Origin of the sequence: Micromonospora saelicesensis (assembly GCF_900091575.1) — a bacterium.
Lineage (GTDB): Bacteria > Actinomycetota > Actinomycetes > Mycobacteriales > Micromonosporaceae > Micromonospora > Micromonospora saelicesensis.
Map to the genome: position 1 here is coordinate 98,922 of NZ_FMCR01000008.1, position 19,140 is coordinate 118,061.

At 71.8% G+C, this 19,140-nt stretch carries 19 protein-coding genes; 11 read left to right on the forward strand and 8 right to left on the reverse strand.

The annotated features are described in order from the left end of the window. Nucleotides 1-29: 29 nt before the first annotated feature. From GA0070561_RS28875 to GA0070561_RS28890, 4 genes are all read left to right on the forward strand, one after another. On the forward strand, nucleotides 30-533 hold the full coding sequence (locus GA0070561_RS28875) for a pyridoxamine 5'-phosphate oxidase family protein (RefSeq protein WP_091407580.1): 504 nt from the start codon (nucleotides 30-32) through the stop codon (nucleotides 531-533). A gap of 162 nt (nucleotides 534-695) precedes the next feature. Beyond that, a complete protein-coding gene (locus GA0070561_RS28880; RefSeq protein WP_091408060.1) occupies nucleotides 696-1,724 on the forward strand; it encodes a 6-phosphofructokinase in 1,029 nt (342 codons plus the stop codon). Nucleotides 1,725-1,796: 72 nt separating this feature from the next. Continuing rightward, the gene (gene proC / locus GA0070561_RS28885; protein ID WP_091407583.1) at nucleotides 1,797-2,615 is read left to right on the forward strand and encodes a pyrroline-5-carboxylate reductase; all 819 of its coding nucleotides are present in this window, start codon (nucleotides 1,797-1,799) and stop codon (nucleotides 2,613-2,615) included. Nucleotides 2,616-2,661: 46 nt separating this feature from the next. Then, on the forward strand, nucleotides 2,662-3,012 hold the full coding sequence (locus tag GA0070561_RS28890; protein ID WP_091407586.1) for a DUF2203 domain-containing protein: 351 nt from the start codon (nucleotides 2,662-2,664) through the stop codon (nucleotides 3,010-3,012). A 14-nt stretch (nucleotides 3,013-3,026) separates the two neighbouring features. On the opposite strand, the gene GA0070561_RS28895 is transcribed toward GA0070561_RS28890, so the two are convergent. The 3 genes from GA0070561_RS28895 to GA0070561_RS28905 form a co-directional block, all read right to left on the reverse strand. Further along, the gene (locus GA0070561_RS28895) at nucleotides 3,027-3,704 is read right to left on the reverse strand and encodes a class F sortase (RefSeq protein ID WP_244166478.1); all 678 of its coding nucleotides are present in this window, start codon (nucleotides 3,702-3,704) and stop codon (nucleotides 3,027-3,029) included. Then, nucleotides 3,701-4,570, reverse strand: a complete 870-nt coding sequence (locus tag GA0070561_RS28900) for a DUF4397 domain-containing protein (protein WP_091407589.1) — start codon at nucleotides 4,568-4,570, stop codon at nucleotides 3,701-3,703. Before GA0070561_RS28900 ends, GA0070561_RS28895 begins: the two co-directional genes overlap by 4 nt. A gap of 108 nt (nucleotides 4,571-4,678) precedes the next feature. Beyond that, the gene (locus GA0070561_RS28905; protein ID WP_091407592.1) at nucleotides 4,679-5,350 is read right to left on the reverse strand and encodes a class I SAM-dependent methyltransferase; all 672 of its coding nucleotides are present in this window, start codon (nucleotides 5,348-5,350) and stop codon (nucleotides 4,679-4,681) included. Nucleotides 5,351-5,462: 112 nt separating this feature from the next. On the opposite strand from GA0070561_RS28905, the gene GA0070561_RS28910 reads away from it, so the two are divergent. Together GA0070561_RS28910 and GA0070561_RS28915 are read left to right on the forward strand one after the other, a co-directional pair. Then, nucleotides 5,463-6,008 carry a hypothetical protein gene (locus GA0070561_RS28910; RefSeq protein ID WP_141710486.1) on the forward strand — a complete coding sequence of 182 codons (546 nt, stop codon included), beginning with the start codon at nucleotides 5,463-5,465 and terminating at the stop codon, nucleotides 6,006-6,008. A 69-nt stretch (nucleotides 6,009-6,077) separates the two neighbouring features. Continuing rightward, nucleotides 6,078-7,679 (forward strand): glycosyltransferase 87 family protein, encoded by a 1,602-nt coding sequence (locus tag GA0070561_RS28915; RefSeq protein WP_091407598.1) that lies wholly within the window; start codon nucleotides 6,078-6,080, stop codon nucleotides 7,677-7,679. Between the two features lie 31 nt (nucleotides 7,680-7,710). Here the strand turns inward: GA0070561_RS28915 and GA0070561_RS28920 are convergent, their stop codons facing one another. Beyond that, entirely contained in the window at nucleotides 7,711-8,385 is a 675-nt protein-coding gene (locus tag GA0070561_RS28920) for an NADPH-dependent F420 reductase (protein WP_091407601.1), read from the reverse strand. Nucleotides 8,386-8,750: 365 nt separating this feature from the next. Continuing rightward, nucleotides 8,751-9,242: a glutathione peroxidase gene (locus GA0070561_RS28925; RefSeq protein WP_091407603.1), complete on the reverse strand. Its 492-nt coding sequence runs from the start codon at nucleotides 9,240-9,242 to the stop codon at nucleotides 8,751-8,753. Nucleotides 9,243-9,409: 167 nt separating this feature from the next. On the opposite strand from GA0070561_RS28925, the gene GA0070561_RS28930 reads away from it, so the two are divergent. The 4 genes from GA0070561_RS28930 (at nucleotide 9,410) to GA0070561_RS28945 (ending at nucleotide 14,345) form a co-directional block, all read left to right on the forward strand. Next, the gene (locus tag GA0070561_RS28930) at nucleotides 9,410-11,035 is read left to right on the forward strand and encodes a glycosyl hydrolase family 18 protein (RefSeq protein ID WP_091407605.1); all 1,626 of its coding nucleotides are present in this window, start codon (nucleotides 9,410-9,412) and stop codon (nucleotides 11,033-11,035) included. A gap of 181 nt (nucleotides 11,036-11,216) precedes the next feature. Beyond that, nucleotides 11,217-11,723 carry a nuclear transport factor 2 family protein gene (locus tag GA0070561_RS28935; RefSeq protein WP_091408066.1) on the forward strand — a complete coding sequence of 169 codons (507 nt, stop codon included), beginning with the start codon at nucleotides 11,217-11,219 and terminating at the stop codon, nucleotides 11,721-11,723. Nucleotides 11,724-11,810: 87 nt separating this feature from the next. After that, complete coding sequence (locus GA0070561_RS28940; RefSeq protein ID WP_091407607.1) at nucleotides 11,811-13,217, forward strand: class II 3-deoxy-7-phosphoheptulonate synthase; 1,407 nt, start codon at nucleotides 11,811-11,813, stop codon at nucleotides 13,215-13,217. Between the two features lie 87 nt (nucleotides 13,218-13,304). Beyond that, nucleotides 13,305-14,345, forward strand: coding sequence for a threonine aldolase family protein (locus GA0070561_RS28945; protein WP_373861511.1), 1,041 nt, complete (start codon nucleotides 13,305-13,307; stop codon nucleotides 14,343-14,345). 128 nt (nucleotides 14,346-14,473) lie between these two features. Here the strand turns inward: GA0070561_RS28945 and GA0070561_RS28950 are convergent, their stop codons facing one another. Continuing rightward, on the reverse strand, nucleotides 14,474-15,343 hold the full coding sequence (locus tag GA0070561_RS28950; RefSeq protein ID WP_091407611.1) for a deoxyribonuclease IV: 870 nt from the start codon (nucleotides 15,341-15,343) through the stop codon (nucleotides 14,474-14,476). Further along, complete coding sequence (pknB, locus tag GA0070561_RS28955; RefSeq protein ID WP_091407614.1) at nucleotides 15,343-17,331, reverse strand: Stk1 family PASTA domain-containing Ser/Thr kinase; 1,989 nt, start codon at nucleotides 17,329-17,331, stop codon at nucleotides 15,343-15,345. Before pknB ends, GA0070561_RS28950 begins: the two co-directional genes overlap by 1 nt. Before the next feature lie 188 nt (nucleotides 17,332-17,519). Here pknB and GA0070561_RS28960 point away from each other — a divergent pair, with 188 nt between their 5' ends. Continuing rightward, entirely contained in the window at nucleotides 17,520-17,909 is a 390-nt protein-coding gene (locus GA0070561_RS28960) for an Rv2175c family DNA-binding protein (RefSeq protein WP_091408069.1), read from the forward strand. Nucleotides 17,910-18,056: 147 nt separating this feature from the next. Here GA0070561_RS28960 and GA0070561_RS28965 read toward each other — a convergent pair whose 3' ends face one another. Continuing rightward, nucleotides 18,057-19,139 carry a polyprenyl synthetase family protein gene (locus GA0070561_RS28965; protein WP_091407617.1) on the reverse strand — a complete coding sequence of 361 codons (1,083 nt, stop codon included), beginning with the start codon at nucleotides 19,137-19,139 and terminating at the stop codon, nucleotides 18,057-18,059. Nucleotide 19,140: the final 1 nt, after the last annotated feature.

Genomic DNA, 19,140 nt, shown 5'->3' on the forward strand with positions numbered 1-19,140 from the left:
TTCGACCAGCCGAGCCGAGGGAGATTGCCATGAGCGACCAGCCGAGCAGCGCCGCGGAGGCACGCGCCCGGGTCACCGGCCTGGCCCGGGCCGCGCGGATCTGCATGCTCACCACGACTGCCCTGGACGGGCGGCAGGTGAGTCGACCGATGGGGCTCCAGGAGGCCGAGTTCGACGGCGAGCTGTGGTTCTTCGCCTACGCCGACTCGGCGAAGGTCCGCCAGATCCGGGTGAATCCGGAGGTCAACGTCGCCTTCTCCGATCAGAAGCACAACGCGTGGGTGTCGATCTCCGGCACCGCCACCGAGGGGTTCGACCGGGCCCGGGCCGAGCAGCTGTGGAACCCGCTGCTCAAGGCGTGGTTCCCCGACGGGCTGGACACCTCCGGTCTCACGCTGATCAAGGTGCACGCCAGCTCGGCCGAGTACTGGGACTCGCCGAACAGCACTGTGGTGAACCTGCTCGACTACGCGAGGGCCGCGGTCACCGGCCGGCCACCGACGGCCGGCGAGAACCACGAGGTGACCTACTGACCGGGGGTGGGTGCCCGGGGCGCGCTGTCGTCGTACTGGCGGGCCGACTACAGTTCGCAGTGACGGCCCGCCCCGGGCCGGCAACGGCGCCGATGGTCTGACCTGACACATACCCTGGGGCATATCGGGCTTTACCTGATGCTCCAGGAGGATGAGCGGATCATGCGTATCGGCGTGCTCACCGGCGGCGGCGACTGCCCCGGTCTCAACGCGGTCATCCGGGCGGTGGTCCGCAAGGGCGTCGCCACTTACGGTCACGAGTTCGTGGGCTTCCGGGACGGCTGGAAGGGCCCGCTCGAGGGTCTGTCCCGCCCGCTGGACATCGCCGACGTTCGCGGCATCCTGCCCCGCGGCGGCACCATCCTCGGCTCGTCCCGTACCAACCCGTTCAAGATCGAGAACGGCGTCGAGCGGATCAAGGACAACCTTGCCGCCCAGGGCGTGGACGCGCTGATCGCGATCGGCGGCGAGGACACCCTCGGCGTGGCCACCAAGCTCTACGAGCTGGGCGTGCACGTCGTCGGCGTGCCGAAGACGATCGACAACGACCTCGGCGCCACCGACTACACCTTCGGCTTCGACACCGCGGTCAACATCGCGATGGAGGCCATCGACCGGCTGCACACCACCGCGGAGAGCCACCACCGCACCCTGGTCGTCGAGGTGATGGGCCGGCACGCCGGCTGGATCGCCCTGCACGCCGGCCTGGCCGGCGGCGCCAACGTGATCCTGCTGCCCGAGCGTCAGTTCGACGTCGACCAGGTGGCCGGCTACGTCGAGAAGCGCTTCCAGCACCAGTACGCCCCGATCGTCGTGGTCGCCGAGGGCGCCCAGCCGCTCGACGGCCAGATGGTCCTTGCCAACCAGGAGCTCGACTCGTTCGGCCACGTCCGCCTCGGCGGCATCGGCCAGTGGCTCGCCGAGCAGCTGGAGGCCAAGACCGGCAAGGAGGCCCGCACCGTGGTGCTGGGCCACATCCAGCGCGGTGGCACCCCGACCGCCTTCGACCGGGTGCTCGCCACCCGCCTGGGCCTGCAGGCCATCGACGCCGTCAACGACGGCGACTGGGGCAAGATGGTCGCGATGCAGAGCACCGACATCGTCCGGGTGCCCCTCGCCGAGGCCACCCGCGAGCTGAAGACCGTGCCGCTGGAGCGGTACGCCGAGGCCGAGGTCTTCTTCGGCAGCTGATCGATCGTCGGCGGCGCGGCGGGCCTGCGGGTCCGCCGCGCCGCGACCCAATTCGAGGGGGTACGGGCCGACATGTCAGCCGGAGTGCACACGGTCGCGGTGATCGGCGCGGGCAAGATCGGTGAGCTGATGCTCTCCGGGCTGCTGCGCTCGGGATGGCCGGTGGACCGGCTGCTGGCCACCGCCCGCCGACCCGCTCGCGCCGAGGAGTTGACCGCCCGGTACGGCGTACGGGTGGTCGACAACCTGACCGCGGTGGACGAGGCCGCCGTGCTCGCGGTCTCGGTCAAGCCGCAGGACGCCGCCGCGCTCCTCGACGAGATCGGCCCCAAGGTGCCGGCCGACAAGCTCGTCATCTCGCTCTGCGCCGGTCTGCCCACCAGCTTCTTCAGCCGCCGGTTGCCCGAGGGCACCCCGGTGGTGCGGGTGATGACCAACACCCCGGCGCTGGTCGACGAGGCGATGACCGCGATCTCCGCCGGCGCGCACGCCACCGGTGCGCACCTCACGCTGGCCGAGGAGATGTTCAAGCCGCTCGGCCAGACGATCCGGGTGCCCGAGTCGCAGCAGGACGCGGTCACCGCGCTCTCCGGCTCCGGCCCGGCCTACTTCTACCTGCTGGTCGAAGCCATGATCGACGCGGGGATCCTGCTCGGGCTGCCCCGTCAGGTGGCGCACGAGTTGATCGTGCAGACCGCGATCGGGTCGGCGGTGATGCTGCGCGACTCCGGCGAGCACCCGGTCAAGCTGCGCGAGGCGGTCACCTCGCCGGCCGGCACCACCATCTCCGCGATTCGTGAGCTGGAGAAGCACGGCGTACGCGCGGCGCTGCTCGCCGCGCTGGAGGCCGCCCGGGATCGCGCCCGCGAGCTGGCGGCACAGGCCGACTGAGCGGTCGGGGCGCGTCGCGGGGCGGTGCGTGCCGCATACTGGCCCGGTGTTCACACTTGCCCAGGCCCGGCACCTGGTGGCCACCCTGCAACCACGCGTCGACGAGTTGATCCGGGTCCGGGCCGACCTGGCCGAGTTGCGCGTCGACCTGGCCGACCACGGCGTGAGCGCGCTCGGCGGGCTGGCCGAGGTCAAGGCGCTGGAAGCCCGGCTGCACGCCGTCGTCGACGAGCTGCACCAGCACGACATCCAGGTCAAGGGCATCGCCCCGGTGCTGCTCGACTTTCCCGGCGAGCGGGCTGGCCGCGCCGTGCTCTGGTGCTGGCTGGAGGGCGACTCCGACGTGCGCTGGTACCACCGGGCCGAGTGCGGCTTCGCCGGCCGCCGCCCCCTCTGACCCCCCGCGCCGACTCAGCCTGCCGCGGACGTCGGCAGGATCGGGTCGGGGGCCTCGGTCACCGCGAACACCACCACGTTGTCGAGGTAGTGGCCACGCCGCCGGTCGAAGTCGCCCCCGCAGGTGACCAGGCGCAGCTCCGCCCCGGGCGTCGGGCCGTAGACCACTGCGGTCGGAAACTGCTCCTTGCGGGTACGAAGCGACCCGGTCACCCGGAACGGCAACCGCTGCCCGCCGCGCCACACCTCCACCAGGTCGCCGGGCCGTAGCTCGCCGAGCCGGGCGAAGACCGCCGGGCCGCGTCGTGAGTCCAGGTGCCCGGCGAGTACGGCCGGACCGGTGTCGCCCGGGGCCGGGCCACCGCCGTACCAGCCAGCGGTGTGGAAGTCGGTCGGCGGAATCAACGCGCCGGTGCGGTCCAGACCCAGCACGGTGAGCGGTGAGTCGACGTCGATGCGCGGAACGCGTACCCGCGTGGGTGGACCGTGTGGCGTGGGCGCGGCGGCCGCCGACGGGCAGTCGTCGCCGCAGCCGGGGTGCCAGCTCGCCACCGGTGGTGGCGGGCCGGTGGTGGCCAGCCCGACCCCGGTGCCGGCGGCCAGGCAGACCGCAGCGCCGGCCGCGACCAGCGCGGCCAGCGGTATCCGGCGGTCACGGTGCCGCCGGATCGACGGGTCCGGCCCGGCGCTCACCAGGTGGTGCGCCGCCGCCGACGCCAGAGCAGCAGGGCCACCGCGCCGGCCGCCGCGGCCAGACCGCCGGCCACCAGGGGGTACGCGTCGAGCCCGGCCCCGGCGGTGCCACCGGCGCCGGTGTCCACCCCGCCGGCCGGGACGACGGTGCCGCCCTCGGCGTCGCGGCGCAGCTCGGCGGTGAGCCCGCCCTGTTTCGCGTCGAGCACCAGCAGCGAGTAGACCGCGCCGCCGGTGAGCCGCACCTCGGCGTCGGTGCTCGGCCCGCCGGCACCGGTCAGCTTCAGCCGCCAACTGCCCGGCTCGACCTGCTGGTAGTCGGTGGTGGTGGCGAACTGCACCCCGTTGGCGATCATCGGACCGTCGGCGGCGGCCACGTCGAGCACCGGGGTCCGCACCGACGCCTGGATGACCCGCACCTTGGCGCGGCCGTCGGTGGGGGCACTGAGATCGTCGTTGAGCACCCGCAGGCCGAGGTCGGCGTGCCGACCGACACCGGCCACCGTGAAGGCGTCGCCGCTGGTCACCGCGACCTCGGTGGTGAGCACCGGGGGGTCGCTGGCGGGGGCGCCGGCCTCGCGCATGGCCACCGCGTACCGGCCCGGGGCGAGTTCGAGGTAGTCGGAGACCACGCCGTAACCGACCCCGGGGAAGACCTGCGGCTTCGCCGCGCCCGGTGCGGCAAGGTAGACGTCCACCGCAGGGGTGTCCGGGGACAGGTGCGCGAGCCGGACGTATCCGACGGTGTCCGCGCCGGTCGCGGCGTTCGCCGGAACCGGAATGGCGGCGGTGGCGAGGGCGGTGCCGAGCAGGAGCGCGCCGGAGCCGGCCAGCAGCCGGCGGGGCACGGTACGGAGCGTGTGCATATCGCCTCCGGGGGACACGTTCGGTGAGCGGGCGGCAACCCAGAGAACAGGGTCCCGTGAACAGGACTGCGACGCAAGTTGCCACAGCGATGTTTCTGCCGGCTGTCGCTATCGATCGCGCAGGGCGAGGAGGCCGAACAGGTCCGGGACTCCGCCCGGGCCCGCCTCGACGACCCGGACCAGCCGCAAACCGACGCCCACGGTTGCGTTGATCAGATCGGCGAGGGGGAGATGCCAGGCACCCACCCGTACCCGCACGCCGCTGGCGTTCCAACTGTCGAAGCTGCGCGACCGGTCGGCGTACCGCGCGTCGACGACGACACGCGGATACTGACTCCAGTCGGCGAACGCGCCCACGAAACACGGGTGCACACCCAGGTGCACGAAACGTCCGCCGGGGCGCAGCACCCGGGCGACCTCGCGCAGCACCGCCGGGTAATCGGGCAGGTCGGTGCTGGCCAGCACGCACATCGCGGCCGGCAGCGACGCGTCGGCGACCGGCAGGACGCCCGCGTCACCCCGGAGCACCGGCAACCGCCCTCGCGCGTGCCGCAACTGCCCGCCGGACAGGTCCACGCCCACCGGCGTCCAACCCAGACCCGCCGGCACCGAGGCGTGCGCGCCGGTACCGCAGCAGATGTCGAGGCAGGGCCCCTCGCCCGCGCCGAGCAGGTCCGCCACCGTCGCGTGCACCCGCCGCAGATAGTCGCCACCGCCGGAGATGAAGCCCTCGTACCAGTCCGCGTGGGCGTCGTACGCCGGTGTGCCCGTCGTCCCCATTCGCTGAGGCTACGAATCGACACCTGACCCGCGGCATCCGTTCTTCCGAGGGCAGACGTGGAGCTGGCCCGGGCGTTTGCGCTCGCTCACGAGTGGCAACTGGGCAGCAATGGTGGCGGAGGTCGATGCAGGGGAGATCCGGTTCCGGCGGTCCCGCAGCCGGGTGCTGGCCCGGGTGGCCGGCGCGGCACTTGTGGTCCTGCCGGCCTTCGCGTTGCTCAGCGTCGCGTTCGGCAATGCCTGGTACAACCCGCTTCCGCACGGGCCGATACTCGTGCTGGCGGCGGTCCGATTCCCCGTGCAACTGCGAGGCCAGGGCGGGCTGCCGCTTCGGTTGACCCGCGACTTCCTCGAACTGACCCTGCCTGGTGACGGGACGGTTCAGGTCGACTGGCCCGACCTCAACCGCGCCGAGGTGCGGGGCCGGATCAGCCCGACCCTGGTCGTCGACATCGCCGATCCGGACCGGACCCGGCCGGTTCTAAACCGCTGGGACTGGGGCCGGGTCGGCCTCTGGAACAGGGCCCGAAGGCGGAGCCCGCACGAGATCCACGTGTCGCTGATCGCCACCACGCCGGACGTCCACCGACTGCGCGCCGAACTGGCACGCCGGGTGGCCCGCGTCGCCGACGAGCCGTCGCCCGCCCCCACGACCTGACCCGGCCGAAGCCCCGCGTCTGCCGTTACGGGGTCCGCACGGACCAGGACGGTCGCCTATTCTCGGGCGATGCGGGATCGCCGGGTGGCGCTGGCGTGGGCGGCCTTCGTCGTCGTCGCGCTGGTGTCCTGTGTGCTCGTTCTGCGCCGTCCGGATCGCCTCTCCGACCTGCACATCTACTACGGTGCGCTGTCCGACCTGCGCGCCGGCAAGCCGCTGTACGGGTATGTGGCGGAGAACGACGGCCCGTTCACCTATCCGCCGTTCGCCGCTCTCGTGCTGTGGCCGATCACCGCCGTCAGCGAGGGCGTACTCCAGGGGATCTGGCTGGTGGCGACGTGCGCGGCGGTCGTCGCCATCGCCGGGTCGGTGGGTGTCGCGCTGACCACCCGACAGTCCCGGCGCCCGCTCGTCGTGGCGCTGGCGGCCACCGTGCTGATGCTCTCCGCGCCGGTGCAGAGCAACCTACGCTTCGGGCAGGTCAGCATCTTCATCGTGTTGATGGCCCTGCTCGACGGGCTGGGCGTCGTCCCACCGCGGCTGCGCGGGACGCTGGTCGGGGTGGCCGCGGCGATCAAGCTCACCCCGCTGCTGTTCGTGGTCTACTTCCTCGCCGTCGGGCGCTACCGTGACGCCGGCCGGTCGGCGGTCGCGTTCGTGGCCTGCGCGGGGCTCGCCGCGATCGTGCTGCCCCGGGAGAGTTGGTCCTACTGGACCGAGACCGTGCGACAGACTTCGCGCATCGGCAATCTGTCCTCGTTGGGCAACCAGTCCCTGCACGGAATGTTGCTGCGCGTCGGCGTCGACGAGACGGCGCTGCCAGTGCTCTGGGCCGCCCTGGTGGCACTGATCTGCGTGGCGGCGCTGCTCCGGGCCCGGCAGCTGACGCGGCAGGCCCGTCCCGGGCACGCCGCCGTGCTCGTCGGTTGCGCCACAGTGGCCGCGTCCCCGGTTTCCTGGACCCACCACCAGGTGTGGCCGGTGCTCGCCGCGATGCTGCTGATCGGCGCGTCCGGTGTCACCCAGCGGGCCGCCGGCGCGGCACTGCTCGCCGCCATGGTCGTCTCGTTGGGCGCGGTGCTCAGCCCGGTCTCGTCGCGGCCGGGGGTGCAGTTCCTCTTCGAGAACGCCCGTGCCGTCGGGGTGTGCCTCCTGTGCCTCGTCGGCTTCGGCGGTGTCGCCGTCGCCGCCCAGCGCACGAGCAGACGACCGGCCGCCGGCCGTGCCTGGCTGCGGGTGGGCGTCACGGCCACGGTGGCCGTCGCGTTCTTCGCCGTGCAGCCGCTGCCGGCCGGCGCCGACCCCACCTTCAAGGCGTACACCCTCGACGACGTGGTCAACCCGCGATACTTCTTCGTCTGTCGTGGTCCGGCCGAGTGCGCCGAATACGCCACCGATGCGCCGGTCACCTTCGGCACCCGCGCCGAGAAGACCAAGGTCCGGGTCAACGGCGTGGTCTCCCCGCAGGTGACCCGCCTGGAGTACTACTCCGCACCGGGCGGAGCACCCCGGGCCATTCCGCTGCTCGCCGCGTACCCGGGTTCGCGTACCTTCTCGTTCCGGTCGGCGACGATGGCCCACGGTCGGCTCGTCGCGTACGCCGCGGACGGGCGGCCGTTCGCCAGCTACGACGACGAACTCGCCGCCGCCCTCCGTACGACCACCCGGTAGGCGATCGCGGCAGGGCGGCGGCTGGCGTTGCTCAGCGGGTGGCGGCGGCCAGGGCGGCGCGCAGCTTCGCGGTGTCGCCCGGGGCCGGGTGCTCCCAGTCGGTCGGGCTGGCGGAGTAGAGCGTGCCGTACGCCGGGGTGTCCGGCTGGTAGCGCCACCCCTCGGCCAGCGGGCCGACGTCCACCGTGTCGTAGCCGATCCGGTCCAGGAAGGCGGTCACCTCAGCCTTCGCGGCGGCGTCGTCACCGGCGATCGCGAGGGCGCTGCGGTCGGCCGCGCCGGTCGGCCGGGGGAGCGCGGCCAGACCCTTGAAGTAGATGTTGTTGAAGACCTTGACCACCCGCGAGTCCGGCAGGTGTCGCTGGAGCAACTCGCTGCTGGTGGTCTCGCCGGAGTCCAGCTCCGGGAAGGTGCCATCGCGCTGCGGGTAGTAGTTGTTGGTGTCGATGACGACCTTGCCGGCCAGCGGTTCCACGGGCACCGCGCGGTACGCCTTCAGCGGCACACTGACCACCACCAGGTCGCCGACCTGCGCCGCGTCCTGCGTGGTGCCGGCGCTGGCGTGCTCGCCCAGGGTCTCCACCAGGTCGGTGAGGGTCTCCGGGCCCCGCGAGTTGCTCAGCACCACGTCGTAGCCGGCGTCGACGGCCAGCCGGGCCACGGTGCCGCCGATGTTGCCACTGCCGATCAGTCCCACAGTTGTCATGCTCGTTCCCAACTCCGTCCACCCGCGACGCATTCCCGACCAGGCTGGTGGGTTATTCGCTTTGTCCGCCGGGCGGCTGCTCCGGCTGCTCGCGACGTTCGCCGTCCCGGCGGGTGCCTGGGTGGCGCCACGAGCCCGTCCTGCACAACGTACTGCCCATGCGGGTCGCCGACCGGCTCTCCCGGGACGTGCCACTCTCCGGTGACGAGCGGCTCGCGCGGGTGCCGGACCGCCGGCCGTCCCTGCGGCGTCGACCCGGCACGATCACGCTGGATCCTGGATGTAGTGGCATCCGAGAGTCGGGAGGCCACCACATCCATGTTCGAGCGTGATCAAGGCGGCGCCGTGGAGTACCCCCGGGGGTGTCAGGGGGTGGGGAGGGTCTTTTCGATGGCTGTGCGCAGGTCGTCGGAGCCGGGCTCGACCGTGGGGGCGAAGCGGGCGGCGACCGAGCCGTCCGGGGCCACCAGGAACTTCTCGAAGTTCCAACGCACGTCACCGGTGTGCCCGTCGGCGTCCGCGGTGCCCACGAGCGCGGCGTAGAGCGGGTGCCGGTCGGGGCCGTTCACGTCGACCTTCTCGGTCAGCGGGAAGGTGACCCCGTAGTTGACCTGGCAGAAGTCGCTGATCTCGGCGGCGCTTCCCGGCTCCTGCCCGGCGAACTGGTTGCACGGCACGCCGAGCACCACGAGGCCCTGGTCGGCGTAGGAGTCGGCGAGCGTCTGGAGGCCGGCGTACTGCGGGGTGAGGCCACAGCGGGAGGCCACGTTGACGACCAGCAACGCCTTGCCGCGGTAGCGGGCCAGGTCGGCGGGGCCGCCGTTGAGGGCGTCGATCGGGATGTCGAAGACGGTCATGGGCCGAGGCTACGCGCCGGCCGGGTGTCGACCCGGGGTGGGCGCAGCGTACGCACTCCGTGCACCAGGAGAAATCGAAACATGGACATCTTGACGAACTGATGACGCCGTGAGTACCGTCTCACCATCTCTTTTGGAAAGTTTCCTAACAGTTCGGGAGACGCCTCATGAAAAGATCGCTCCGCCGGGCCCTCTGGGCCGGTGCCGTGGTCGCCCTGACCGTCGCAGCGGTGCCGGTCACCACCGCGTTCGGCGCCGGCACGGTCACCACCACCTTCACCAAGGCGCAGGACTGGGGGACCGGTCACGAGACGAGGGTGACCGTCACCAACGGCTCCAGCGCCACTGTCACCACCTGGCGCATCGAGTTCGACCTGCCGTCGGGCACCACCATCAGCAGCGCGTGGGACGCCGACGTCACCAGCAGCGGCAACCACTACGTCGCGGTCAAGAAGAGCTGGGCCGGCGGCATCGCCCCCGGCGCTTCGTTCAGCTGGGGCTACAACGGCAGCGGCGCCTACAAGGCACCGCTGAACTGCACCATCAACGGTGCCGCGTGCGGCGGCGGGACGACCCCGCCGACCACCACTCCGCCGACCACCACCCCACCGACGACGACGCCGCCCACCACCCCACCGCCCACCACGCCGCCGCCGACCACCAACCCGCCGAACCCGGGCGGCAAGAAGGTTGTCGGCTACTTCGCCGAGTGGGGCGTCTACGGGCGCAATTACCACGTCAAGAACATCCAGACCAGCGGCTCCGCTGCCAAGCTGACCCACATCCTGTACGCCTTCGGCAACACCACCGGTGGCCGCTGCGCCATCGGCGACAGCTACGCCGACTACGAGAAGGCGTACACCGCGGCGGACAGCGTGGACGGCGTCGCCGACACCTGGGACCAGCCGCTGCGCGGCAGCTTCAACCAGCTGCGCAAGCTCAAGCGGATGAACCCCCACCTCAAGGTGATCTGGTCGTTCGGCGGCTGGACCTGGTCCGGCGGCTTCACCCAGGCCGCGCAGAACCCGGCCGCGTTCGCCGAGAGCTGCTACAACCTTGTCGAGGACCCGCGCTGGGCGGACGTCTTCGACGGCATCGACGTCGACTGGGAGTACCCCAACGCCTGCGGTCTGACCTGTGACACCAGCGGCCCGAACGCGTTCAAGAACGTGATCAGCGCGTTGCGGTCGAAGTTCGGGTCCAGCGCCCTGGTCACCGCCGCCATCACCGCGGACGGCAGCAACGGCGGCAAGATCGACGCCACCGACTACGCCGGCGCCATCGGCAACCTCAACTGGCTGATGCCGATGACCTACGACTACTTCGGCGCCTTCGCCGCCCAGGGTCCGACGGCACCGCACTCACCGCTCACCTCGTACACCGGCATCCCGCAGCAGGGCTTCAACTCCGACGCGGCGATCCAGAAGCTCAAGAGCAAGGGCGTCCCGGCCAACAAGCTGCTGCTCGGCATCGGCTTCTACGGTCGGGGCTGGACCGGTGTCACCCAGGCCGCTCCGGGTGGCAGCGCCACCGGCGCGGCGCCGGGCACCTACGAGGCCGGCATCGAGGACTACAAGGTCCTCAAGAACACCTGCCCGGCCACCGGCACGATCGCCGGTACCGCGTACGCCAAGTGCGGCAGCAACTGGTGGAGCTACGACACCCCGTCGACCATCAACGGCAAGATGACGTACGCGAACAACCAGGGCCTCGGTGGCGCGTTCTTCTGGGAGCTCTCCGGTGACACGAGCAACGGCGAGCTCATCGGCGCCATCAAGGGCGGTCTCGGCTGAGCCGAGGGCCGACGCACCACCCACACGGCGGGAAGGGGCCCGCACCGTCCCTTCCCGCCCGTGACACAGCGGCCCGGTCGACGCCCAGCGTCGACCGGGCCGCCGCCGTTGGGCTCGGTCAGCTGGATGTGGCAGACTCGCGGCTCGGCACGTCTCGATCTCACCGCCGACGGAGGTGATCATGCGCCCGACCCACCGCAGGCTGGCGGCGACCGCCGCCGGGCTGATGCTGCTGCCGGTTGCCCTGGTCGGCTGCGGGATCGGCGGCGAGGACGAGGAGAAGTCCGCCGCCAAGCCGGCCCGAGCTCCCGCCGACGAGGCCGCCGCCCGCTCCCGCGAGCGCGTGCAGGCGTACCTCGACGCGATGGCGGCCAAGGACGTCGCCGCCGGCCGCAGCCAGCTCTGCGCTCTGCTGCACGACGGCTTCGACCTGGGCGCCACCGGCCCCAACGGTGACTTCGCCGACCACTTCCAGGTGCCGGAGGCGGCCATCACGGACATCCGGTCCGGTCCGCTCGGGCAGGAGGTCCGCGTCTCGGTCTCGGTCGCGGTCGGCAAGCGCACCGTCGTCCGGCCACTGGTCTTCACCGTCACCCGGGACGGAAGCGACTGGTGCATCGCCGGCGAAGCGCCGGGTCAGCCGGCCGCCCCGACGCCGAGCGGCGTCGCCCCTACTCCCGCGTCCTGACCAGCGCCCGGCAGTTTGATCTCCCATCTGCCGGAACCGTCACCCTCGCCGCCCGGCCACCCCGACCGTCGCCGTACGCTTTCTGTCATGCGCCATGAGTGGCATCAGCTGAGCCATCCCGCGGTGGGCAGCCCGGGCCTGCAGACCAGCCGACCGACCATCGACTCCGCCGAGGACGCCGCGCTCGGTCTGGACCGATGGCGGGAGCTGCCCCGCGAGCAGGTCCCGCCGTGGTCCGACCCGGCTGCCGTGGCCGCGGTCTGCAAGGTCCTCGACACCGTGCCGTCGGTCGTCGCGCCCTACGAGGTGGACCAGCTCCGGCAGAAGCTCGCCCTGGTCTGCGAGGGCAAGGCGTTCCTGCTACAGGGTGGTGACTGCGCCGAGACATTCGTGGACAACACCGAGAGCCACCTGCTGGCCAACGCCCGCACCCTGCTCCAGATGGCGATCGTGCTCACCTACGGCGCGTCGCTGCCGGTGGTCAAGGTCGCCCGGGTCGCCGGGCAGTACACGAAGCCCCGCTCGCTTCCGACCGACGCCCGCGGCCTGCCCGCGTACCGCGGCGACATGATCAACTCGCTGGAGGCAGATCCGGCCGCCCGCGTCGCCGACCCGCAGCGCATGATCCGCGCGTACGCGAACTCGGCGGCGGCGATGAACATGCTCCGGGCGTACCTCGCCGGCGGGCTCGCCGACCTGCACGCCGTGCACGACTGGAACAAGGGCTTCGTGAAGAACTCCCCGGCGGGGGAGCGTTACGAGGCGATCGCCCGGGAGATCGACCGGGCGCTGGCCTTCATCCGGGCCTGCGGCATGACCGACGACGAGGCGCTGCGCACCGTCACGCTCTACTGCTCCCACGAGGCCCTGGCCCTGGAGTACGACCGGGCGCTCACCCGGGTCTCCGACCGCCGGGCGTACGGGCTCTCCGGGCACTTCCTCTGGATCGGCGAGCGCACCCGGCAGATCAGCGGGGCGCACATCGACTTCATCTCCCGGATCGCCAACCCGATCGGGGTCAAGCTCGGCCCGACCACCTCCCCGGACGAGGCGATCGAGTTGTGCGAGAAGCTCAACCCGGACAACATCCCCGGGCGGCTCACCCTGATCAGCCGGATGGGCAACCACCGGGTACGCGACGCGCTGCCGCCGATCGTCGCCAAGGTCACCGCCGCCGGGGCCAAGGTGGTCTGGCAGTGCGACCCGATGCACGGCAACACGCACGAGTCGTCCAACGGCTACAAGACCCGGCACTTCGACCGCATCGTCGACGAGGTGCTCGGCTACTTCGAGGTGCACCGGGGGCTGGACACCCACCCCGGCGGCCTGCACGTCGAATTGACCGGCGAGGACGTCACCGAGTGCCTCGGTGGCGCCCAGGGGATCGAGGATCTCGACCTGCCCGACCGGTACGAGACCGCCTGCGACCCGCGACTGAACACCCAGCAGTCGTTGGAGTTGGCGTTCCTCGTAGCGGAAATGCTGCGTGGCTGAGCTTGCGAGCCCGCAGCCGGCAAGTCAGAGGATGACCATGGCTGACGCGAGGGTGAGCTTGCCAGCCCGCAGTCGGCAGTTGAAAGGATGACAGTGCCTGATCTGTTCGTGGACCTGCGGTCCGACACGGTGACCCGACCCACCGCCGGGATGCGGGAGGCGATGGCCGCCGCTGAGGTCGGCGACGACGTCTACGGCGAGGACCCGAGCGTCAACGCGCTGGAGGCCGAGGTCGCCGCGTTGTTCGGGCACGAGGCGGCGCTGTTCGCCCCGAGCGGTTCGATGGCGAACCAGATCGCCCTGCAACTGCTGGTGTCGCCCGCCGAGGAATTGCTCTGCGACGCCGACGCGCACGTGGTCACGTACGAGATCGGCGCCGCGGCCGCGTACGGCGGGATCTCCTCGCGGACCTGGCCCGCGGTGGGCGCGGACATCGACCCGGAGGTGGTGGCCGGGATGATCCGGCCGGACGGTTACTTCGCCGTCCCCACCCGCGCGATCGCCGTCGAGCAGACCCACAATCGCGGCGGCGGCGGGGTGATTCCGCTGGCGACCCTGCGGGACCTGCGCGGGGTCGCTGACGAGGCGGGCGTCGCGCTGCACTGTGACGGCGCCCGGATCTGGCACGCGCACGTCGCCGACCAGGTGCCGCTGATCGAGTACGGCCGGCTCTTCGACACGCTGTCGGTGTGCCTCTCCAAGGGCCTCGGCGCGCCGGTCGGTTCGCTGGTGGTGGGCAGCGCGGAGAAGATCGAACGTGCCCGGCTGATCCGCAAGCGGATGGGCGGGGGCATGCGCCAGGCCGGCATTCTCGCCGCCGCCGGTCGGTACGCGCTCGCGCAGCACATCGACCGGCTGGCCGACGACCACGCGAAGGCGGCCCTGCTCGCCGAGGCGGTCGCGCCCTTCGGTGTGCTGGCCACCACGGTCCGTACCAACCTGGTCGCGCTGGACCTCACCAAGCACACCCTGGACGCCCGGGCCCTGGCTGCCGCGGCGCGGGCCGAGGGCGTACTGATCTCGGTGCTCGGCCCCCGTACCGCCCGCCTGGTCACCCACCTGGGCCTCAGCGACGCGGACATCGACCGCGCCCTGGCAGCCCTACCCCGCATCCTCGCCGCCGCCTAAAACCCCACCTCAGGCCCCCCTCAGGCCCCCACCCCCGGTGATCATGAAGTTATTGCCACTCGTGTCGGCGTGTCATGGCAATAACTTCATGATCACCGGGGTGGTGTCGGGGACGCCGGGGAGGGGGGTCAGGGGTGGGACAGGCGGGTGAGGGTGGCGATGTCGGCGGCGTGGCCCAACTGCTTCTCGCTGGGCGTTTCCACGACGATCGGGACGCCGGCGGTCGCCGGGTGCGCCATCAGCTCGGCGAAGGCGGGCTCGCCGATGCTGCCCTTGCCGATGTTCTCGTGCCGATCCCGGGTGGAGCCGCACAGATCCTTCGAGTCGTTGGCGTGGACCAGCCGCAGCCGGTCCGCGCCGACGGTGGCCACCAGGGTGTCCAGGGTCGCCGTCATACCGCCCTCGGCCGCCAGGTCGTGGCCGGCCGCCCAGGCGTGGCAGGTGTCGAAGCAGACCCCGAGCATGGGGTGCCTGTCCACCGCGTCCAGGTAGGGCCCGAGCTGCTCCACCCGGGAGGCCAGTGACCGGCCGCCGCCGGCGCTCGGCTCGACCAGCAGCATCGGCCCGCCAGCGTCGGCAGCCCAGTCGAGCAGCGGCAGCAACACCTCGCGGACCTGTCGCATCGCCGCCTCGGCGTGCCCCTCGTCCACCGAACTGCCCGCGTGGAACACCACCCCCCGCGCGCCGATCGCCACGCCCCGACGCAGCGCGTGCGCAAGCGTCTCGCCCGACTTCTCGACAGTGGCCGGGGTGGGCGAGCCGAGGTTGACCAGCAGCGCGGCGTGGATGAACGCGGGAATGCCCCGCTCGGCGCAACCGTCGCGGAACAGGGCGTCCTGCACCGGGTCGCCGTTGGGCAGTGCCCAGCCTCGCGAGTTGGAGACGTAGACCTGCACCACCTGCGCACCGGTCGCGTCGGCGTACGGCAGGGCAGCCTTCGCCAGCCCACCCGAGGTCGGAGTGTGCGTGCCCACCGGCCGCGCGGAGATCGTCGGCATCAGAAGCACGTCAGTGTGACCGGGGTGCCGGGCGCCACCTGCGAATTTTCGCCCGGAATCTGGATCCGGACCACGGCGTTCGGGTTGATCGCCATCGTCACCGGGAAGCCCTGACCCTCCAACGCCTGCTTGGCCTGCTGGCACGGCAGGTCGATCACCCGTGGCATGGCGACCAGCGGTGGCCCCTTGCTGACGTCCAGCTTGACCTCGGTGCCCTTCTCCACGCCGGCGCCATCGGCCGGGCTCTGGCCGAGGATCTCGTCCCTCGGCTTGTCGGAGTCCTTGTAGGTCTCCTTCAGCACCAGGTTGAGCTGGGCCAGGGTCGTCCGGGCGTCGGTCAGGCTCTTGCCGACCAGGTTCGGCACCGTCACCGGCGCCCTGCCCCGGCTCAGGATGAGGGTGATCTTCGCACCGGGTTTGACCTCGGTGCCCACCTTGGGGGAGCTGTCCACCACGACCCCGGCCGGCAGGCTGTCGTCGTAACGGGGGGTGCCCTTGGCCACCACCAGCTTCACGTTGACCAGGTCCGCCTCGGCGAGCTCGAACTCCTTGCCGATCACGTCCGGTACGGGGAAACGCTCCGGGCCGAGGGAGAGGGTCAGGGTGATCGTGCCACCCTTGACGATCTTGGCAGCGGACGCCGGGTTCTGCTCCAGCACGCTGTCCTTCGGGGCCTTCTCGTCGAAGCGCGGCTCAGCGTACTTGACGAGAAGCCCGGTGCGGTCGGCCTGCGCCTGCGCCTGCGCCTTGCTCAGGCTCACCAGTTGCGGAGCGTCCGTGTAGCGGCCGACGCCGAACCACCAACCCCCGAGCGCGGCCACCAGGCCCAGCGTCACGACCACGGCCGCGACGGCCAGCCGGCCACGGGGGTTGCTCAGCACCGTGCTGCGCAGCGCGGCGAGCCGGGCGCCCAGGCCCTCCGCCGGCTCCGGGGCGGCCCGACGCCGCCCCGGCCCCTGGCTGCTGGCGCCCTCGGGCAGTCGTGCCCACGAGGGGCGGTTGGGCGGCTGGACCGTCGCGACCATCATTGTCGGCTGGGAGAGCGACGGTTCGTCACTGACCGGACGGAGTACGGCGGTGTGGCTGTTGGCGTCGCCCAGACGGTCCCGGGCCACCTGCACCTCGGTCAACAACGCGCCGGCGTCTGCGGGCCGCGCTTCCGGATCACGCCGGGTGGCACGCTGCACCAGGTCGTCGAGGACCGACGGCAGGCCCGGCACCAGCGTCGAGGGCGCCGGCACGTCCCGGTCGACGTGCTGCCAGGCGACGTCCACCGGGCGGTCCCCGTCGTACGGCACCCGGCCGGTGAGCATCTCGAACAGCACGATGCCGGCCGAGTAGACGTCGGTGCGCGGATCGGCGCGGCCCTCGGTGACCAGCTCCGGGGCGACGTACGCCACGGTGGCCATCAGCTGGTTGCCCTGCTCCTCGTCGGCGCTCGCCTCGACCGCCCGGGCCAGCCCGAAGTCGGCCACCTTCACGACGCTGTCGACCAGGTTGGCGACGCCACCGGTCGGCGCCTCCGCGACCAGCACGTTCTCCGGTTTGACGTCGCGGTGCACGAGACCGGCCCGGTGCGCGGCGGCGATCGCCGCGAGCATCTGCTCGGCGATGGCCAGCGCCTCGTCCGGGTTGAGCCGGCGTCGCTCGGCCAGCACGTCACGCAGCGTGCGGCCACGGACGTACTCCATCACCAGGTACGGCAGGCCGGCGTGCGTGCCCTGGTCGTAGACCGCCACCACGTTCGGGTGGGTCAGCCGGGCGATGGTCTTCGCCTCGTCGGTGAACCGCGCCACGAAGTTGGCGATCCGGGCCCGTGCCTCGCTCGCCTGGGTCGGATGAATGATCTTGACAGCGACGGTGCGCTCAAGGCGTTCGTCGGTGGCGGTGTACACGGTCGCCATGCCACCACGGGCCACGCGACCGCGAATGCGGTAGCGCCCGTCGATCAGCGAGCCCAGCAACGTGTCGGCGACCTGAGTGTCCATCGGCAGGCAGTCTATGTGTCCAGGGGGTGAAGGATGAACAGGATGCTACAGCCGTACGCCCAACCGGTCCGTCCCGCCGCGTTCCCGGCCCATTGTTCGCTGGTCAGCGGCGATCAGGCAAGAGGACGCAGATGGGCTGCCCGGGGTGCCGGTGGCTCGTCGCGGCGGCGGCGTGGCAGGGTGGTCGGGTGACCGAACCCGTACCCGACCAGGCCGCGCCCGGCCTGGAGCTCGCCGGCCCCACCGACCCGGCCGACTGGTTGACCCTGCCCGACGTCGCCGAACGCCTCGACGTGTCGATCAGCAAGGTGCACCAGATGATCCGTGACCGGGAGTTGCTGGCGGTCCGCCGTGACGGCGTCCGCCGGATCCCAGCGGACCTGGTTGCCAACCAGACCGTGCTCAAGCACCTGCCCGGCGTGCTCAATCTGCTCGCCGACAACGGCTACGACGACGAGGCTGTCCTGCGCTGGCTCTACGAGCCGGACGACACCCTCCCCGGCGCCACCCCAGCCGCCGCCCTCTCCGGCGACCAGGCCCGCGAGGTGAAACGCCGAGCCCAAGCCCAAGGCTTCTAACCCCCGCCCCCGGCCCCCTGCCCCGGCCCCCGCATCGGTTGATCATGAAGTTATTGCCAGGCCGCTCGGCGTGTCGTGGCAATAACTTCATGATCAACGCCAGCGGGCGGGGGCGGGAGGGGGGAGGGGGTGGGGCAGGGTGAGGGGTTAGTCGGATCGGCGGGTTGCGGCTATGGCCAGGTCTACCAGGGCCTGGCGGGCCTCGGTGTCGAGGTCGACGGCGGTCAGGGCGGCCAGGGCGGCGTCGGTGAGTGTGACGATCCGCTGTTCGGTACGGGCCAGCGCCCCGCTTCCCGAGATCACCTCGCGGAGCCGGGCCACCCCGTGCTCGTCCAGCTCCGGGTCGCCGAGCCGGCCGAGCAGCAGCTCGCGGCCCGCGTCGTCGGTGGCCTCCACGGCCGCCGCCACCAGGTAGGTGCGCTTGCCCTCGCGTAGATCGTCCCCGGCCGGTTTGCCGGTCAGCGCCGGGTCGCCGAAGACCCCCAGCACGTCGTCGCGGAGCTGGAACGCCTCGCCCAGCGGCAGCCCGTACGCCGAGTAGGCAGTCCGTACGTCCTCCGGCGCGTCGGCCAGCGCGGCGCCGAGCAGCATCGGACGCTCGACGGTGTACTTCGCGGACTTGTACCGGGCGACCTTGCTGGCCCGTTCCACCGAGGTGTCCCCGGTGACCTGCGTCAGCACGTCGAGGTACTGCCCGACGGTGACCTCGGTGCGCATCTCGTCGAAGACCGGCCGGGCCCGGGCCAGGGACCACAGGTCCAGGCCGGCGGAGTGCAGCAGCTCGTCGGACCAGACCAGGCACAGGTCGCCGAGCAGGATGGCCGCGGCGTCGCCGAAACCGTCCGGGTCGCCGCCCCAGCCGGCCTCCCGATGCTGGGTGGCGAACCGTCGGTGTACGGCGGGCTCGCCGCGACGGGTGTCGGAACGGTCCATCAGGTCGTCGTGGATCAGGGCGCTGGCCTGGACGAACTCCAGTGAGGCCAGGGCGGTCAGCACCTGGTCGCCGTCCAGCCCGCCGGCCCCCCGGAACCCCCAGTACGCGAATGCGGGACGCAGCCGCTTACCCCCGCCGAGCACGAACGCCTCGATCGCCTCGGCCACCGGACCCAGCGCGTCGTCCACGGCGGCGAGCCGGACCCGTTGGCCGGCCAGGAACTCGGTGAGAGCCTTGTCGACCCGCTGCCGCAGGCCGGCGCGGTCGACGGGGGACACGGGAGCAGCGTGGGTCACG

Bases quoted from the DNA above. Each gene is read 5' to 3' on its own strand.
- GA0070561_RS28875 (WP_091407580.1), top strand. From the start codon at position 30: ATGAGCGACCAGCCGAGCAGCGCCGCGGAGGCACGCGCCCGGGTCACC.
- GA0070561_RS28880 (WP_091408060.1), top strand. From the start codon at position 696: ATGCGTATCGGCGTGCTCACCGGCGGCGGCGACTGCCCCGGTCTCAAC.
- proC (WP_091407583.1), top strand. From the start codon at position 1,797: ATGTCAGCCGGAGTGCACACGGTCGCGGTGATCGGCGCGGGCAAGATC.
- GA0070561_RS28900 (WP_091407589.1), bottom strand. From the start codon at position 4,570: ATGCACACGCTCCGTACCGTGCCCCGCCGGCTGCTGGCCGGCTCCGGC.
- GA0070561_RS28905 (WP_091407592.1), bottom strand. From the start codon at position 5,350: ATGGGGACGACGGGCACACCGGCGTACGACGCCCACGCGGACTGGTAC.
- GA0070561_RS28915 (WP_091407598.1), top strand. From the start codon at position 6,078: ATGCGGGATCGCCGGGTGGCGCTGGCGTGGGCGGCCTTCGTCGTCGTC.
- GA0070561_RS28920 (WP_091407601.1), bottom strand. From the start codon at position 8,385: ATGACAACTGTGGGACTGATCGGCAGTGGCAACATCGGCGGCACCGTG.
- GA0070561_RS28925 (WP_091407603.1), bottom strand. From the start codon at position 9,242: ATGACCGTCTTCGACATCCCGATCGACGCCCTCAACGGCGGCCCCGCC.
- GA0070561_RS28930 (WP_091407605.1), top strand. From the start codon at position 9,410: ATGAAAAGATCGCTCCGCCGGGCCCTCTGGGCCGGTGCCGTGGTCGCC.
- GA0070561_RS28935 (WP_091408066.1), top strand. From the start codon at position 11,217: ATGCGCCCGACCCACCGCAGGCTGGCGGCGACCGCCGCCGGGCTGATG.
- GA0070561_RS28940 (WP_091407607.1), top strand. From the start codon at position 11,811: ATGCGCCATGAGTGGCATCAGCTGAGCCATCCCGCGGTGGGCAGCCCG.
- GA0070561_RS28945 (WP_373861511.1), top strand. From the start codon at position 13,305: ATGACAGTGCCTGATCTGTTCGTGGACCTGCGGTCCGACACGGTGACC.
- GA0070561_RS28950 (WP_091407611.1), bottom strand. From the start codon at position 15,343: ATGCCGACGATCTCCGCGCGGCCGGTGGGCACGCACACTCCGACCTCG.
- pknB (WP_091407614.1), bottom strand. From the start codon at position 17,331: ATGGACACTCAGGTCGCCGACACGTTGCTGGGCTCGCTGATCGACGGG.